The sequence below is a fragment of the Ruegeria jejuensis genome (genome assembly GCF_041537905.1).
In the GTDB taxonomy this organism is placed as follows: Bacteria; Pseudomonadota; Alphaproteobacteria; order Rhodobacterales; family Rhodobacteraceae; genus Ruegeria_C.
Map to the genome: position 1 here is coordinate 19570 of NZ_JBGRUO010000011.1, position 15462 is coordinate 35031.

18 protein-coding genes are annotated in these 15462 nt (G+C 61.3%); 5 read left to right on the top strand and 13 right to left on the bottom strand.

Going from position 1 to position 15462, the window contains the following annotated elements; translation table 11 throughout:
* Positions 1 to 180: 180 nt before the first annotated feature.
* From AB1E34_RS13840 to fabD, 10 genes are all read right to left on the bottom strand, one after another.
* Complete coding sequence (locus tag AB1E34_RS13840) at positions 181 to 1467, bottom strand: DNA-packaging protein (RefSeq protein WP_372573059.1); 1287 nt, start codon at positions 1465 to 1467, stop codon at positions 181 to 183.
* Positions 1460 to 1804 carry a hypothetical protein gene (locus AB1E34_RS13845; protein WP_372572934.1) on the bottom strand — a complete coding sequence of 115 codons (345 nt, stop codon included), beginning with the start codon at positions 1802 to 1804 and terminating at the stop codon, positions 1460 to 1462. The genes AB1E34_RS13840 and AB1E34_RS13845 overlap by 8 nt, the downstream gene beginning before the upstream one ends.
* Before the next feature lie 230 nt (positions 1805 to 2034).
* Positions 2035 to 3249: a hypothetical protein gene (locus tag AB1E34_RS13850; RefSeq protein ID WP_372572935.1), complete on the bottom strand. Its 1215-nt coding sequence runs from the start codon at positions 3247 to 3249 to the stop codon at positions 2035 to 2037.
* A gap of 103 nt (positions 3250 to 3352) precedes the next feature.
* Entirely contained in the window at positions 3353 to 4513 is a 1161-nt protein-coding gene (gene mltG, locus AB1E34_RS13855; RefSeq protein WP_372572936.1) for an endolytic transglycosylase MltG, read from the bottom strand.
* Positions 4514 to 5779, bottom strand: a complete 1266-nt coding sequence (gene fabF, locus AB1E34_RS13860; protein WP_372572937.1) for a beta-ketoacyl-ACP synthase II — start codon at positions 5777 to 5779, stop codon at positions 4514 to 4516.
* Between the two features lie 195 nt (positions 5780 to 5974).
* On the bottom strand, positions 5975 to 6718 hold the full coding sequence (locus tag AB1E34_RS13865; protein WP_372572938.1) for a 1-(5-phosphoribosyl)-5-[(5-phosphoribosylamino)methylideneamino]imidazole-4-carboxamide isomerase: 744 nt from the start codon (positions 6716 to 6718) through the stop codon (positions 5975 to 5977).
* Between the two features lie 107 nt (positions 6719 to 6825).
* Positions 6826 to 7365: a GNAT family N-acetyltransferase gene (locus AB1E34_RS13870; RefSeq protein ID WP_372572939.1), complete on the bottom strand. Its 540-nt coding sequence runs from the start codon at positions 7363 to 7365 to the stop codon at positions 6826 to 6828.
* Between the two features lie 159 nt (positions 7366 to 7524).
* Positions 7525 to 7758, bottom strand: coding sequence for an acyl carrier protein (locus AB1E34_RS13875; protein ID WP_008756330.1), 234 nt, complete (start codon positions 7756 to 7758; stop codon positions 7525 to 7527).
* Positions 7759 to 7966: 208 nt separating this feature from the next.
* Positions 7967 to 8704, bottom strand: a complete 738-nt coding sequence (gene fabG, locus AB1E34_RS13880) for a 3-oxoacyl-[acyl-carrier-protein] reductase (protein ID WP_372572940.1) — start codon at positions 8702 to 8704, stop codon at positions 7967 to 7969.
* 82 nt (positions 8705 to 8786) lie between these two features.
* Positions 8787 to 9719 (bottom strand): ACP S-malonyltransferase, encoded by a 933-nt coding sequence (gene fabD / locus AB1E34_RS13885; protein WP_372572941.1) that lies wholly within the window; start codon positions 9717 to 9719, stop codon positions 8787 to 8789.
* A gap of 159 nt (positions 9720 to 9878) precedes the next feature.
* Between fabD and AB1E34_RS13890 the strand changes: the two genes are divergently transcribed.
* A complete protein-coding gene (locus AB1E34_RS13890) occupies positions 9879 to 11123 on the top strand; it encodes a cytochrome b/b6 domain-containing protein (protein WP_372572942.1) in 1245 nt (414 codons plus the stop codon).
* 2 nt (positions 11124 to 11125) lie between these two features.
* Here the strand turns inward: AB1E34_RS13890 and AB1E34_RS13895 are convergent, their stop codons facing one another.
* The 3 genes from AB1E34_RS13895 to AB1E34_RS13905 form a co-directional block, all read right to left on the bottom strand.
* Complete coding sequence (locus tag AB1E34_RS13895) at positions 11126 to 11479, bottom strand: hypothetical protein (RefSeq protein WP_372572943.1); 354 nt, start codon at positions 11477 to 11479, stop codon at positions 11126 to 11128.
* Between the two features lie 164 nt (positions 11480 to 11643).
* Complete coding sequence (locus AB1E34_RS13900; protein ID WP_372572944.1) at positions 11644 to 12216, bottom strand: YceI family protein; 573 nt, start codon at positions 12214 to 12216, stop codon at positions 11644 to 11646.
* Between the two features lie 141 nt (positions 12217 to 12357).
* Positions 12358 to 12876 carry a hypothetical protein gene (locus tag AB1E34_RS13905; protein ID WP_372572945.1) on the bottom strand — a complete coding sequence of 173 codons (519 nt, stop codon included), beginning with the start codon at positions 12874 to 12876 and terminating at the stop codon, positions 12358 to 12360.
* A 289-nt stretch (positions 12877 to 13165) separates the two neighbouring features.
* On the opposite strand from AB1E34_RS13905, the gene rpsF reads away from it, so the two are divergent.
* The 4 genes from rpsF (at position 13166) to AB1E34_RS13925 (ending at position 15434) form a co-directional block, all read left to right on the top strand.
* The gene (gene rpsF, locus AB1E34_RS13910) at positions 13166 to 13519 is read left to right on the top strand and encodes a 30S ribosomal protein S6 (RefSeq protein WP_372572946.1); all 354 of its coding nucleotides are present in this window, start codon (positions 13166 to 13168) and stop codon (positions 13517 to 13519) included.
* 26 nt (positions 13520 to 13545) lie between these two features.
* Entirely contained in the window at positions 13546 to 13773 is a 228-nt protein-coding gene (gene rpsR / locus AB1E34_RS13915; RefSeq protein WP_005982441.1) for a 30S ribosomal protein S18, read from the top strand.
* A gap of 12 nt (positions 13774 to 13785) precedes the next feature.
* Positions 13786 to 14406 (top strand): 50S ribosomal protein L9, encoded by a 621-nt coding sequence (rplI, locus tag AB1E34_RS13920; RefSeq protein ID WP_372572947.1) that lies wholly within the window; start codon positions 13786 to 13788, stop codon positions 14404 to 14406.
* A gap of 287 nt (positions 14407 to 14693) precedes the next feature.
* Positions 14694 to 15434 (top strand): acetoacetate decarboxylase, encoded by a 741-nt coding sequence (locus AB1E34_RS13925; RefSeq protein ID WP_372572948.1) that lies wholly within the window; start codon positions 14694 to 14696, stop codon positions 15432 to 15434.
* Positions 15435 to 15462: the final 28 nt, after the last annotated feature.

The following is a 15462-nucleotide window of genomic DNA, read 5'->3' on the forward strand; positions in this document are numbered from 1 at the left end:
TCCTCATTGCCCACCGCGCCAGTGACGCCTCACCGCTTCGTTGACACCGTTATCCCGCAAAGAAGTTGAAAGCCTCGGAACCCACCGTCCGCCCCCCACGCAACGGGGCACAAAAAAAGGCGCCCGAAACCCGAGCGCCGTTGTTTTGTTGGGTAGTTGGAGTGGTATCCGCCGAGAGCCCTACAAAACCCGCAGCCGGGGCCGCTTGTAACGCACGGCAGATGCGATCATCAACTCATGCAAGGCCCAGACCAGCGCATCCACCCGGTCCGGCGATCCCTGCCCCTCGAATCCCTGGCTGGTCATCAGGCACATCTGCTCCTCTAGCGCACCAAGCCCCCGCAGATGGCAAACCTTGCCTTGCTCGTAAAGCGCCGCCACCGGTTCGGCCCGCGCCGCCTTGCCCCGCGCCGCATGCACCGCCTTGAACGGCACCAGCGGATCGACCTGACGCAAAACCTCTTCGACAAGCTGCCCGCCCTGATTGACCTCCGCAACCAGCCGCTCAGCATCAAATTCTTCCATCGCCGCAATTGCCGCCCGCGCCCAGCCCGCCGGTCCTTTTCCGCGCACCGTCCGGTCCGCCAGAACATAAGCCCGCCAATCCTGAGGCGGTCCCTGTATCCGGGCGCCAACCACAACGATACCGCATTCATCTGCAGACGCACCCGAACTCACCGCCGGGTCCAGCGCCACCACCACGCGGTCAAGCTCCGGCGCCGCGTCGACCTGCGCGCCCTCCAGCATCTCGGAGCTCCAGAGCGCGCCTTCCACATCGGCCATCAGAACGCCTTCAAGCTCCTGCCGTCCCAACCTCGTCCCGGCATAGCGCGCCCGCACTTCCTCAAGGAACGAGTCGGCCAGATTGGCCCGGTTCGCCTCTGTCGGCGCATGGGTCACGACAGTCGAGGGGGACGCCAGCAAATCCCTGAGCGCCGCTACATTGCGCGGCGTTGTTGTCGCACAGACGCGCGGCGCATCCCCCAAGCGCAAGGCAAATTGCAGCATATCCCAGGTCTCGCCCGCCTTCTTCCATTTCGCCAATTCATCGACCCAGGCCGCATCAAATTGCGGCCCGCGCAGCGCTTCGGGGTCCGAGGCGGAAAACGCCTGCGCCTCAGCCCCGTTCGGCCAGACCAGCCTGCGTTCCGAGGCTTTCCATTTCGGGCGACGATCCGGCGGCGAGCAGGCCAGAATCCCGCTGTCGCCAAAAATCATAACATCGCGCACCTGATCATAGGTCTCGCCCACCAGCGCCACCCGCCGCGCAGCGCCGCTATCCAAAGGCCGCGCGCCTTCGACCATGGATCGCACCCATTCCGCCCCGGCACGGGTCTTGCCCGCGCCCCGGCCGCCCATCACCACCCAGGCGCGCCAGTCGCCTTCGGGCGGCAATTGATGCGGCAGCGCCCAGAATTCGAACAGGAAAGGGAGGGCGCACAGCCCTCCCTCCCCAATGTCACTCAGGAACTCCTCTCTGACGGCAGCAGGCGCGGAGGCGAGCCAGTCGGCACCCGACCTCAAATCGAGCCTGCTCAAGGTCGAGGGCGTACCCGCCCTGGGCAATTCCGGTTTGGGCATGATGTAGTTCGACAAAACTTTTCTCCACTTTCTGACAGTCGCGGATCAGGCCGCTCACTTGTCCCAATTGCCTGGCTCCGCCAGCAAGATCTGCATCCTCCCCGGCCTCGATCTGTCTGCGCAGGTCTTCCGCCGCGTTTCGCAGACCGCGAATGGTTTCCTCGAACGACGCCAACAGGTCTGCCGTCCGCGAAATCCGCTCCTCCGGGGTAATCAAAGTCATGTGTGCTCGTGACCTCTTGCGTGAGTGATCTCCGCACGAGAGACATGAAAAAACGGCCAACGGGGTCATCCCCGAGGCCGCTCACCCATGTCTTCCAGCATGACACAACCTATACGCGATAACGTGCACAAAGTCAAGGAATCCCGCAACAGCTGCAACGGACAACCATCCGTTAAGTATACGAAAAATTAGGAAATACCGCTCAGACGCGCCGCGTGATCAGACGTCAGCTAGAACGGCAGTTGGGGCAGCGGCGGCGGCGCTGGCAGCCGCATATTTGCCATGCCAGCCGCAATCTCACCGATCTGTTCATTGCAGTTGATGCACGGCACCAGCGACCCCGGCGTCAGCTTTTCCTTCAACGCGGCGAGTTCTTCCAGCAACGGCAGAATCGGCACCACCGGCGGCGCAACACTCATTGAGGCGGCTATGTTCATGGCCCCCGAACTCGCAGCCTGCGCCCCCTGCGCCACGTCATCGATCTTGGGCAAGGCATCCAGTTGCACCTGCAGCGACTGCGCAGGCAGCGGCATCGGTATCTTCAGACTGGCCATATAGCTCAGCATCGCGTTGACCCGCGCAACACCGGCGGGCGTCATCGCATCCGGCCCAAAGGCTTCCTGTATTGTCGCCAGATCCTGCACCTGTTCGGCCATGGTTTTCAACTCGTCAAGCGGGATAGGCAAGGCAGGCACCGGGACAGTCGACAAGACGCCAAGCTGGCTCAGCAGCGCCTTTGTCAGGTTGGGATCGGACATGGCGGGCAACCCCATCGCCGCCGGAGCATTGGCCGCCTGCGCCGTCATTGCCATCTGATATGCAAGATCCAGCTTGGGTCCCGGCAAGGCAAAAGGCGGCATACGCAGGCGCGGCAGCGTCGCGGCAAACCCCATGGCCGAAGAAAACGTGCCCTGCGAATTGGCAGCGCCCGCCTGAGCGGCAAAACTCGCATCCACATTAGCCAGTGCCATCGGGCAGATGCCCTGCGCTCGCAGCGCCAGCGTCACGCGCGCAGCGATGGCCATGTTCTGCATCTGCACGGCTGGCAGCGCCTGCGCCTGTGGCAAGACGCTCGCCGCCAGGCTCGCAACGGCCTGCTGGATATACGCCATCAGCATACGCGGATTTGTGACCGGAAAGACCGGCGCAACCGCCGCCAGTTTCACCATCACCGACAGCATCCCGCCGCCACCCGGAGGCAGTACCGCAGGCAGTTGGATCGTCGGTGCATTGGCCGCAAGGGTCGCCCGCAAATAGGCGTCCGAGCTCATATCCGGCAGCATCGCCGCGAGTTTCATATCCGCGCGGATGTCAGCCTGCGCCTGGGCCTGCAAACCCAGCAGGCTTTGCAGCTTTATCATCTGCGGCGGCACCGCCATGACCGACAGGCTGCTTGCCGGCATCACCGGCAGGCTGAAGGCGGCAGTGTCACAAAAACAGGGCATGGGCGGTCCGATTTGGGGGATGTTGGTCAGGCAGGGCCAGAAGACCCCACCGTACTAAACCCCGTCGCGCGCAAGAAATAAACTCCCTTTCGGACAAACCCGGTCAGTTCCCGGAATTTGCCCGCTCCGCCTCGATCTCGCGCCATTTGGCAACGTTACGGTTATGTTCTTGCAACGTCTCGGCAAAGGCATGCCCCCCCGTGCCATCGGCAACAAAGAACACGAAGTCCGTGTCCTCGGGAGCCACCGCAGCCTCCAGGCTCGCCAGTCCCGGATTGGCAATGGGCGTTGGCGGAAGCCCATCTATCAGGTAGGTATTCCAAGGCGTTACACGGCGAAGCTCACTGCGACGCAAGCCGCGTCCCAACACCCGCTGACCCTTGGTGATCCCATAGATCACAGTCGGGTCAGTCTGCAGCTTCATCCCCTGATTAAGCCGATTCACAAAAACGCTGGCCACCTGGCCGCGCTCTTCGGACAGACCGGTTTCCTTTTCAATGATCGAGGCAAGCGTCAGCATCTCTTCCGGCGAGTTCAGCGGCAACCCGTCCTGACGGCTTTCCCAGACCGCGTTGATCCGCAATTCCTGCTTTTCCTGCATATCGGCCAGAACGGTCGAAACCTCGGTGCCCGGCGTCACCTCATAACTGTCGGGCGCCAGCATGCCCTCGGTCGGCAATTCACCCACATCGCCGCTCAACACATCCCAGGCCTTCAGCGCCTCGGCTACCTGCCAAGTGGTGACGCCCTCGGCCATCGCGATGCGATAGCGCGTGTCAGATTGATCCCGCTTCTCGCCATAGACCTCTGGCGCGGCATCCGCATCGGGGTCAAATTCGGCCAGTTCCACGAATTGCAGGCTTTGGGGGTCGAGTTCGCGCACTTCCATCTGGTTGCGGGTCACGCCGATGCGATAGACGATCTCGGTGCCGCAGGTGCTTGCGCCGCCCTTGGTGATCTGATCAACGATCTGTTCCATCGTCGCGCCTTCACGCACCAGAAAGCTGCCCGCCTTCAAATCCCCGGCCTTATCCTGATAATCCGCCCCGATCCGGAAGATCCGCGCATTGGTCACCGCGCCCTGATCAACGAGATCATTGCTGACCCGGGTCATGTTCGACCCGGATTCAACCCGCAGACAGATCGCGCTTTCCAGCGGCCCGGTGGACCGGTATTGCGATTGGCCCCACAGCACCACCCCGGCAACCAGAAACAGGCCAACCAGCAGGAAGGTCAGCATGTTCGAGGCAAGACTGCGCCACATTTAGCTGGCCTTTCCGAAGATCACGCTCGCATTGGTGCCACCAAAACCGAAGGAGTTCGACAGCGCCACGTCGATCTTGCGTTCCCGCTTGGCATTCGGGGCCAGATCAACCGGCGTTTCGACAGCAGGTTTGTCCAGGTTGATCGTCGGCGGAGCGACCTGATCGCGGATTGCGAGGATCGAAAAGATCGCCTCGATCGCGCCTGCCGCACCCAGCAGATGCCCGGTGGCGGATTTTGTCGAAGACATGGTGACGTTGCCCGCATGATCCCCCATCAGACGCTCGACCGCGCCCAGTTCGATCGTGTCGGCCATGGTCGAGGTGCCATGCGCGTTGATATAGTCGATATCCTTCGGCTCCAACTTGGCACTGGCCAGCGCCGCATTCATCGCCCGTTCGGCCCCATCGCCATCCTCGGACGGCGCGGTGATATGATAGGCGTCGCCCGACATGCCATAGCCCAGCACCTCGGCATAGATCTTGGCACCGCGCGCCTTGGCGTGTTCGTATTCTTCCAGGACCACAATGCCTGCGCCCTCGCCCATCACGAATCCATCACGATCCTCGTCATAGGGGCGGCTGGCCGCTTGCGGGTCGTCGGCATATTTGGTCGACAGCGCCTTGCAAGCATTGAACCCGGCAATCCCGATCTCGCAGATGCAGCCTTCGCCGCCCCCTGCGATCATCACCTCTGCATCCCCGGCGCGAATGATTCGGCTGGCATCGCCAATAGCATGCGCCCCCGTGGAGCAGGCCGTCACCACCGAATGGTTCGGCCCCTTGAACCCGAAGCGGATCGACACCTGACCCGAGGCCAGATTGATCAGCGCGCCCGGGATAAAGAATGGCGAGACCCGGCGCGGGCCACGCTCCTTGATCAGGTTGGCGGTTTCGGCAATCGAGCCCAGACCACCGATGCCAGACCCGATCAGAACGCCGGTACGCAACCGGTCGGCCTCGTCCTCGGGGGTCCAGCCGGCATCATGACAGGCCATGTCCGCCGCTGCGATGGAATAGAGGATGAAATCCTCGATCTTGCGCTGTTCCTTGGGCGCCAGCCAGTCATCGGGATTGAAACTGCCATCGCTGCCGTCACCGCGCGGCACCTCGCAGGCATAGGTTGTCGTGACCCCAGAGGCCACGGCATCAAACCGTGTGATCGGGCCCGCACCCGATTGTCCGTCCAGCAATCTCGACCAGGTTTCCTCAACGCCGCTTGCCAGCGGAGTGACCAATCCGAGACCGGTTACAACGACTCTGCGCATATAGTGCCTCATGCCTGCTTTTCGTGTTCGTCACTGCTCTTAGCCTGCGCGGGGGGCCGGGGGCAAGTGTTGGGCACGTGACGGAACCGGCCATACTCCGCCTAACTGGGCGTCAGACCACAAATGTTTCGATCCTCTATGCACGCCCGCACGCCGCCATAAGCGGCATGCGGCGGAGACGGCAGGCGGGCTGGGTCAGCGGAATTCCGCGACCGGCTCATGTGCCTGACGCGCCAAGTCTAGCGCTTCACTCAGATCCAGCGTCTTGAGAAACAGCGCCCGGCTGGCAAGTGCACCTGAAATATTATGGATATAGGCCAGACGCGAAATGTCATCGCTCGACCGGACCACGCCACTGGCGATGACCGGGGTCCGCGAATGGCTGGCCAGTGCCGAAATCAGGCCCAGCTGCGCCTCAATATCCTCCATATCGCTGTCGATATCCGTCACGATGATCGAGGCCAGCGGCACGCCGTCAAACGCCTCGATGAACCCCTCGGGCGTGAAGGCACTGGCGCTGCGCCAGCCTTCGGTCATCACCTGACCGCGCCAGACATCGACCGACAGCACGATCTGATCCGGGTAGCGCTTGGCCATTTCCTTGACCAGTTCCGGTTCGATCGCGGCCAGCGTGCCAACCACGATACGGGCCGCGCCCTTGTCGATCCAGCGTTCGATGGCCTCGCGACTGCGCATGCCGCCACCAAGCTGCACCGGGATGCCCACCGCGCGAATGATCTCTTCGATCAGTTCCGCATTGCCATCCTTGCCGTCAATTGCATCGAAATCGGTGATCTGCATGTATTCGGCGCCCGCCGCCGCCCAGCCGCGGGCGGTTTCGACAGGGTCCACATGCCACAACATCGGGTCCTCAAGGCGCCCCTTGGTCAGAGTCACGCAATGCCCGTTCTGAAGCTCCATCGTTGGATAAATTATCATGGCCGGTCCCTCCTGCTGAGCCGTCTCGAATCAGCATACCATAACGCGACGCGAATGGGCGGAACGAGCCAGTATCGGCATGATACACTCTGTTTGCGGCCCGCCGCTCAGTTGCGCGCAAGCGGCCCCTTGCGACAGAATAGACAAACGCACTTGCCATTATAGGTGGCATCACGCAGCGGCTGGTACCCCAAGCGCCCCGCAAGGCGCTGCGACGCCGGGTTGTCCGCGTCAATCATTGCGACCAGCGGTCCTGGAATAACGCGGTCGAACCAGTCATGGGCGGCCTGCGCGGCCTCATAGCCATAGCCACGCCCCCGCGCCTCGGGCGCCAATAGCCAGCCGACCTCGGGAAAGGGATCGAAATCCTCTCCCAACGCGCGGTCCTCGAAGAAAAATCCGGCCTGTCCCACCATCTTTCGGGTTTTCTGTTCGATCACGGCCCATTGGCCGAAACCGGTCATCTGCCAATGCCCTGCATTGCGCAGAAACGCGGTCCAGGCTTCACCGCGCGAGCGCGGGCGACCGCCGGTCACGCGGATAATCTCAGGGTCAGCCCATATCTCGGCATAGCGGTCGAAATCCTCCGGCCGCATTCCGCTCAGCGTCAGCTGGGCGGTGTTAATCATCGGGACTGATCGGATCATTGTCTGCTCGTCTGATCTTATGCCTCAAGCGGACCGTGCGACCAGGCAGAGATTCGGGCAAGAGACCGCTTGTCGATTTACCGGCACAGCGCGGCAAACAAACAACAAAAAACGGCGCCTCCCGAAGGAGACGCCGTTTTGTCAGTCGTCAGCGTTGGCTCAGGAAGCTTCGCTGATGAATTTGACCGCATCGCCAAATGTCTGGATGGTCTCGGCTGCATCGTCCGGAATCTCGATGCCGAACTCTTCTTCAAACGCCATGACCAGCTCAACGGTGTCGAGGCTGTCCGCGCCCAGATCGTCGATGAACGACGCATTCTCGGCTACTTTGTCCTCTTCAACACCCAGGTGCTCTACAACGATCTTCTTAACGCGATCTGCGACGTCGCTCATGTCAATTCCTCATTCACATAGGGCCTCTTGGCCCGATTGTCTGCCCTTGCCCGCTCGGGTTGGCTTGGTTTTGCCCGGTCCGGGCGGTTTAGATCCCGGCTCGCCGGGCAAAAGGATGGGGCGAATGATCACCGCCCCAAGATGTGCGCCGCCTATAACACAGTCGGCTCACAAGGCAAACGGTTTCGCCGCCCGCCCAATTTCAGGCCTACAACATGGCCATGCCCCCATTCACATGCAAGGTGGCACCGGTAACATAGGCGGCCTCGGGGCTGGCAAGATACAGAACTGCCGCTGCGATCTCTTCGGGCTCGCCCATGCGACCGGCGGGAACCTGCTGCAACAGACCGGCTTTCTGCTCGTCGGTTAGCTTCTCGGTCATCGCCGTGGTGATAAAGCCGGGTGCAACGGCGTTCACAGTGATGCCCCGAGTCGCAACCTCGTGGGCCAACGCCTTGGAAAAGCCGACCATTCCGGCCTTGGAGGCGGCGTAGTTCGCCTGCCCCGGATTGCCGATCGCACCAACCACGGACGAGATATTTACGATCCGGCCCCAGCGCGATTTCATCATGCCCCGGATTACGCCTTTGCACAGTCGCATGGTGGCGGTCATGTTGACGTCGATCACGCTCTGCCATTCTTCATCCGACATCCGCATGAACAGGTTGTCGCGCGTGATGCCTGCATTGTTGACCAGGATATCGACCGAGCCCATCGCCTCGACCGCATGTTTCGGAAGTGCGGCAACTGCTTCGGCATCGCCCAGGTTGCAGGGCAGCACATGGGCGCGCTCGCCCAGATCATCGGCCAGCGCCTGCAGCGGCTCGACCCGGGTGCCGGACAGCCCCACCGTGGCCCCCGCCCCGTGCAGCGCGCGCGCAATGTCGCCGCCAATCCCGCCCGAGGCGCCGGTAATCAGCGCGTTCTTTCCGGTCAAATCAAACATGTCTCAAGTCTCCCGCTGCGTTTGCAGCACAAGGTTTTCGTTTCGCGCAGGGGTATTCAGGGGAAACCCGCGCCCGTCAATTCTATTGTGCCAGAACAGCCGCAACGTCGTCAGGTGTGCCGACGGCGCTTGAGGTGATGGCCCGGTCGATCTTGCGGATCATGCCCGACAGGGCTTTGCCCGCGCCGATCTCCCAAACGCCGGTCACGCCCTGCGCCGCCATGTATTGCACGCTTTCGCGCCAGCGCACCGAGCCGGTGACCTGCTCGACCAGCAATTGCCGGATCGTGTCGGGGTCCGAGACAGCCTCAGCCCGCACATTGGCAACCAGCGGCACGGCGGGGGCCTTGATCTCGACCCCGGCCAGCGCCTCGGCCATCACGTCGGCGGCGGGCTGCATCAGCGCGCAATGGAACGGGGCGCTGACCGGCAGCATCACCGCCCGCTTGGCGCCCTTTTCCTTGGCGATCACGGCAGCGCGTTCCACCGCCGCCTTGCTGCCCGACACCACAACCTGCGTTGGATCATTGTCATTGGCGGCCTGGCACACATCGCCCTGCGCCGCTTCATCCGCCACCGCACGCACCGCGCTCAGATCGAGGCCCAGAATGGCCGCCATCGCGCCCTCGCCCACTGGCACCGCGCTTTGCATAGCCTGCCCGCGGGTGCGCAGCAGTCGCGCCGTGTCCGACACGCTCAACGCCCCGGCAGCCGCCAGCGCCGAATACTCGCCCAGCGAATGCCCGGCCACAAACGTTGCCCGGTCAATCGACACACCCTCAGCCTCCAAAGCCCGCATCGCGGCCAGCGAGGTCGCCATCAGCGCCGGTTGCGCGTTCTGCGTCAGTGTCAGCTCGGCAATGTCTCCGTCCCAGATCAGATCACTCAGCTTTTCTCCCAGCGCCGCGTCGACCTCGTCGAAAACCGCTTTGGCGGCCGGGTAGGCCTCGGCCAGCGCCTTGCCCATTCCGATGGTTTGCGCGCCCTGCCCGGGAAAAACAAATGCTAATGTCATGGCTGCCGTGTCCTGCGTTCTGTCCTGTCGGCCCCGTTTAGACAACCAGCCCGCGCCGCACAAGCTCTGCATCCGGACACGTTGCTTGTGCGCAGACGTGACTTGTGCCGCCTTGCGGGCACGATAATGTTGCCACACAGACCCAGTCAGGAGCCCTTAATGTCCCTCGCCAATACCAGTCGCAGCTATGGCAGTGTCTCGAAATGGTTCCATTGGCTGACCGCCCTCCTGATCCTGACAGTGATCCCGCTGGGCCTGATTGCCAATTCGCTTGCCGAGGCGATCGTAAATCCCGACATCCCCACAACCGACGCGCAGGTCGCGCGCGCCGCGCTGCTGTTCTCGATGCACAAGACCATCGGCGTCACCATCTTCTTCGTGGCGCTGGCGCGGATCATCTGGACGCTGGTTCAACCGCATCCGGGACTGCTGAACGCCGATAACCGGCCCGAGGCCTTTGCCGCCGAGACCGTGCACTGGCTGCTCTATGGCTCGCTGGTCGCGGTGCCGCTCAGCGGCTGGATACATCACGCGGCAACCACCGGCTTTGCGCCGATCTGGTGGCCTTTCGGTCAATCCCTGCCTTTCGTTCCCAAAAGCGAGAGCCTCGCGGCTTTCACCGCCGGGCTGCACTGGATCCTGCAATGGGTGCTGATCGGGGCGCTGGTGTTGCATATCGCGGGCGCGGTGAAGCATCACGTCATCGACCATGACCAGACCCTGCGCCGGATGCTGCCCGGCCCCAACACCGCGCCGGAACCGCCCGAGCAGCACCGCTCGGCTCTGCCGCCGATTGCCGCTCTCATCGCCTGGGGCGCAGCCATCACCGGAGGCGCAATGATCGGTGCCTTCAACCACGGCGCGCATGAGCATGGCGATCACCATCATGAAGAGGCATCACAACTGGCCGAGGTGCAATCGGACTGGCAGGTCGAAGATGGCAGCCTGGGCATTTCCGTGATCCAGCTGGGCAGCAAGGTCGATGGCAGTTTCGCCGACTGGACCGCGTCCATCAGTTTCGACGCGCCCGACGCGCCCAGCAAGGCGGGCGATGTCGAAGTTGTGGTCTCGATCCCGTCGCTGACGCTCGGCTCTGTGACCGGTCAGGCGCTGGGGGCGGATTTCTTTGACGCCACACAGTTTCCAACGGCCAACTTCACCGCAGAACTCTACAAGACCGAAACCGGCTACGAGGCGCGTGGCCCGCTGACCATTCGCGACCAATCGGTGGACGTGGTCCTGCCCTTCGATCTGGCGCTGGACGGGGATCGCGCTGAAATGACGGGATCGCTACAGCTTAACCGGCTTGATTTCGGCATCGGTCAGAGCATGCCCGACGAAAGCTCTCTCGCTTTTGACGTGGAGGTTGCGGTGTCCCTGACCGCAAAGCGCGGCGCTGAATGAGGTCAGCCCGATAGTTGGCTTGCGCGTCGTTCGCGATACCAAATGATGATCCCGCAGAGAGCTACAAACGAAAGTACGGCATCAGCAAGATCGATAATGTTTCCAAGGCTTAGTCCCTGTGCCATGGCAGACAGAAAGTCGAAAATACAATATGCGCCAAACAGAACAGCTACCCAGAGCTTCTCGCTACGCAAGCCCTTGCCGACGAGCACTAATATGCAAGCCAGCGTTCCGAGGGAAAGCGCTACAAACACGTACGATGCCTCGACCTGCCAAAGACCAAATGCCAAGAATACAATAGCACCGAATGAAACGAGCCAAATCTTGTATCGAACGGCTTGGATAGCAAGGTCCACTACTTACGAGCTTTCTTCATAGCAACGTCTTTCTAACTCTCTAGTATATAACCCCGATCGACGGAAACTCCGAAAACGCAAACACTGTATACGATAGCTGGCTCAGCCAAACGAGAAACGCCGGGGCGAGCCCCGGCGTTTAACAGGTGTATTTTCTGGTCGAATTATTCCGCCTTCATCGCCTCGACCGAGATGAACACGTTCACCTCATCGCTCACGAAAGGCGCGAAGCTGCCAACCTCGAACTCGGACCGCACCAGCGTCGTGGTCGCATCAAAGCCCAGCCAGGGTTTCTTGGCCATCGGATGTTCGCCCGCCTGGTTCAGCTTGGCATCCAGAACCACCGACTTGGTGATGTCATTCATGGTCAAGTCGCCGGTGATCTTGGCGGTGTCCTCACCGGTCACTTCGATGCTGGTCGAGGTGAAGGTGACCAGATCCTCCGGGGACGCGCCAAAGAAATCGTCGGACATGAAGTGCTCGGTACGCTTTTCCCAACCGGTGAACATGGACGTGACCGGCATCGCAACCGAGACGCTGGAATCGGCGGGGTTTTCGGCATCAAACATGATCTCGCCCTCAAACCCCGAGAACATGCCATAGGTTGTCGAGAATCCGAGATGGTTATAGTCAAAGACCACCTGGCTGTGGCTGGCATCCAAAAGGTATTTCTCGGGCGCGGCAAAGCCGGCAGTCGCGGCTGTCGCCAGAGCGGCGGCAAAAAGGGCGGTTTTCATAGGGGTCTTCTCCGGTCAATTGGTTGCGCATCAGTACAGGGCCGCTGAACACGACACCATGACAACAGAATTGCGCCGCCCGAAGGCGACGGCAAGTCTCTATAAGCTCACAATTACTGTGATCAGGTGAACATCCGCCGATCAGGCGGTGATATTGACCATCCCGCTTAGCTGTGCGCGCAGCGTATCGCGCACTTCGGGGGACTCGATCGGCAGGCGCATCAGCATGGTGCCATCCACATCGAACACCTCCAGCAGATTTTCGGTGAACCGGGCGGCGCCGAGGCTTTCGTAGCTGCGACGCAGGACCGTCTGCGGACGTCCGCGGTTGTTCTTCTGCAGCACCCGCACCTCGCGGCGGATCGGGTCGAAATAGGCGTCAGGCTGATTGTCCACATGATGCATCATCAGCAATGCCAGCCCGCAGAGCAGGAAAAACAGCGATGCGCCCAGCTTGAACGTCGCCGCCTCGGCCGACATGTCCGCCCCTGGCAACAGCCACATCAGCGCCGATCCCAGGATCAGCGCGGTGCCGAAGATCCGGAACAGCACCTTTCTTGCCGGCCAGTTTGGCGCAAAGGCAATCATCAATGGCATCGCTTCCTCAAAGCTGGGAAGAGCAACCGCCTGCTCCATCATATCCTTGCGCACTGCTTTCATCCTTCTGGCATCCTTGTCGCATGTGATCCAATTGCGGGAGTTTCTCCCCTTGGTTGCAAGCTTCTGAAGAGAAAGCGTCAGGATTGCGGCACGCCCGCGAAAAATTGGGGCACGCGCAGGGAAATTGAGCGGCAACAGCACCCTGTTTCTGCCCTTGCATGGCGCGTCAGAGGGTGTATATAGCGCCATCCTTTCGCAGGATTTCGAACCGCGCATCCTCTCGTGGTGGGGCAGCGAAAGGTCAAACGCCCCGCCTTTGAAGTGCGCCTTGACAGAAACAGGAGTTCACATGCCGCTGTATGAGCATGTTATGATTGCGCGTCAGGACCTGTCCAACACGCAAGCCGAGGGCCTCATCGAACATTTCGGTGCCGTGCTGTCCGACAATGGTGGCAACCTTGTCGATCACGAGTACTGGGGCGTCAAGACGATGGCCTACAAGATCAACAAGAACCGCAAGGGCCACTATGCCTACCTGCGCACCGATGCACCCGCACCGGCCGTTCAGGAGATGGAGCGTCTGATGCGCCTGCATGACGACGTGATGCGCGTTCTGACCATCAAGGTCGACGAGCACGCCGAGGGCCCCTCGGTCCAGATGCAGAAGCGCGACGAGCGCGAAGGCCGCCGCGAGCGCCGCTGATCTTAGCTTGAGAAAGGACATCTAAAATGGCTGCAAAACCGTTTTTCCGCCGCCGCAAGGTCTGCCCGTTCTCGGGCGACAACGCACCCAAGATCGATTACAAGGACACCCGTCTGCTGCAGCGCTACATCTCTGAGCGTGGCAAGATCGTGCCGTCCCGCATCACCGCCGTTTCGGCCAAGAAGCAGCGTGAACTGGCCCGCGCCATCAAACGTGCCCGTTTCCTGGCCCTGCTGCCCTACGCCGTCAAGTAAGGAGACTGGATCATGCAAGTTATCCTTCTGGAACGTGTTGCCAAGCTTGGCCAGATGGGCGACGTCGTTGACGTCAAGCCCGGCTTTGCCCGCAACTTCCTGCTGCCCCAGGGCAAGGCCCTGAGCGCGTCCGAGGCCAATATCGCCTCTTTCGAAGCCCAGAAAGCGCAGCTTGAAGCGCGCAACCTGGAGACCAAGAAAGAAGCCGAGGCTCTGGCCGAAAAGCTGGACGGTCAGCAGTTCATCGTGATCCGCTCGGCGTCTGACGCCGGTGCGCTTTATGGCTCGGTCACTCCTCGTGACGCCGCCGATGCGGCCACGGCTGACGGGTTCACCGTCGACAAGAAACAGATCGCACTGGTTGCACCGATCAAGGAACTGGGTCTGCACTCGGTTGCCGTGATCCTGCACCCCGAGGTCGAAGCCTCGATCCAGTTGAACGTTGCGCGTTCGCAGGAAGAGGCCGAACTGCAGGCCTCGGGCAAGTCGATCCAGGATTTGGCGGCCGAAGAAGAAGCCGAAGCCGAGTTCGAAATCTCCGAGCTTTTCGACGATATCGGCTCTGCCGCGTCCGAGGACGAGGAACTGGTCGCAGAGGCCGAGGCCCCTGCCGAGGACGACAGCACCAACTGAGCCTTTGGGTTTTGACAGATCTCAATGCCGCGCGAAGCCCTTCGCGCGGCATTTTTTGTTTCCGAACTACCTGCCACCAAAGCGCCGCACAGATCCCGGCGATGATGGGCCGCGATGCGCGCAAGGTCTGCGCCGAATTTCGATCTGGAAACTCCGCGCGCCCTAAGTCTAATCTCAAGATGAAACGTTCTGGCTGCGGGTCGCATTAACACTCTGCGCCACCAGAACCCGTATCTGGTGAGCGACTATCCCCTGTGGTCGCGTTCTTGGGACAGAAGGATATTCAGATGACGCCTGAAGATGTAAAATCCAAAGCCTTTGCGATGCCGCTGACGAGCCCGTCTTACCCACGAGGGCCCTACAAGTTCTTTGACCGGGAATTCATGATCATCACCTACCGCACGGATATGGGCGCCCTTCGTGCAGTGGTGCCCGAGCCGCTTGAAATTGCAGAGCCTGTCGTAAAGTACGAATTCATCCGCATGCCGGACTCGACGGGCTTCGGGAGTTACACCGAATCCGGGCAGGTCATTCCCGTGACGTATCAGGGCAAACCCGGATCTTACGTTCATTCCATGTATCTCAACGACCACAGCCCGATTGCCGGTGGCCGCGAAATCTGGGGGTTTCCCAAGAAACTCGCCGAACCCAGCCTGCGGGTCGAGAAAGAGACACTGGTCGGAACACTGGATGTCGGCTCGGTTCGGGTGGTGACCGGCACAATGGGCTACAAGCATCGCGAGTTGGACAAAGCGGCTGTACTGGCGGCCCTGGGACAGCCCAGCTTTCTGCTGAAAATCATCCCGCATGTCGATTGCACGCCAAGGATTTGCGAGCTTGTCAGATATTACCTGGAAGACGTGACCGTTAAGGGCGCCTGGCAAGGGCCGTGCGGGCTGACCGTCAACGAACACGCCTTTGCGCCGGTGTCAGGGCTTCCGGTTGTAGAAACCATATCGGCCACCCACATCCTCGCGGATCTGAGCATCGGGCTTGGCGAGGTTGTCCATGATTACCTGAACACCTGAAAAATCCAGGCATCGGCAGAAAACGGCA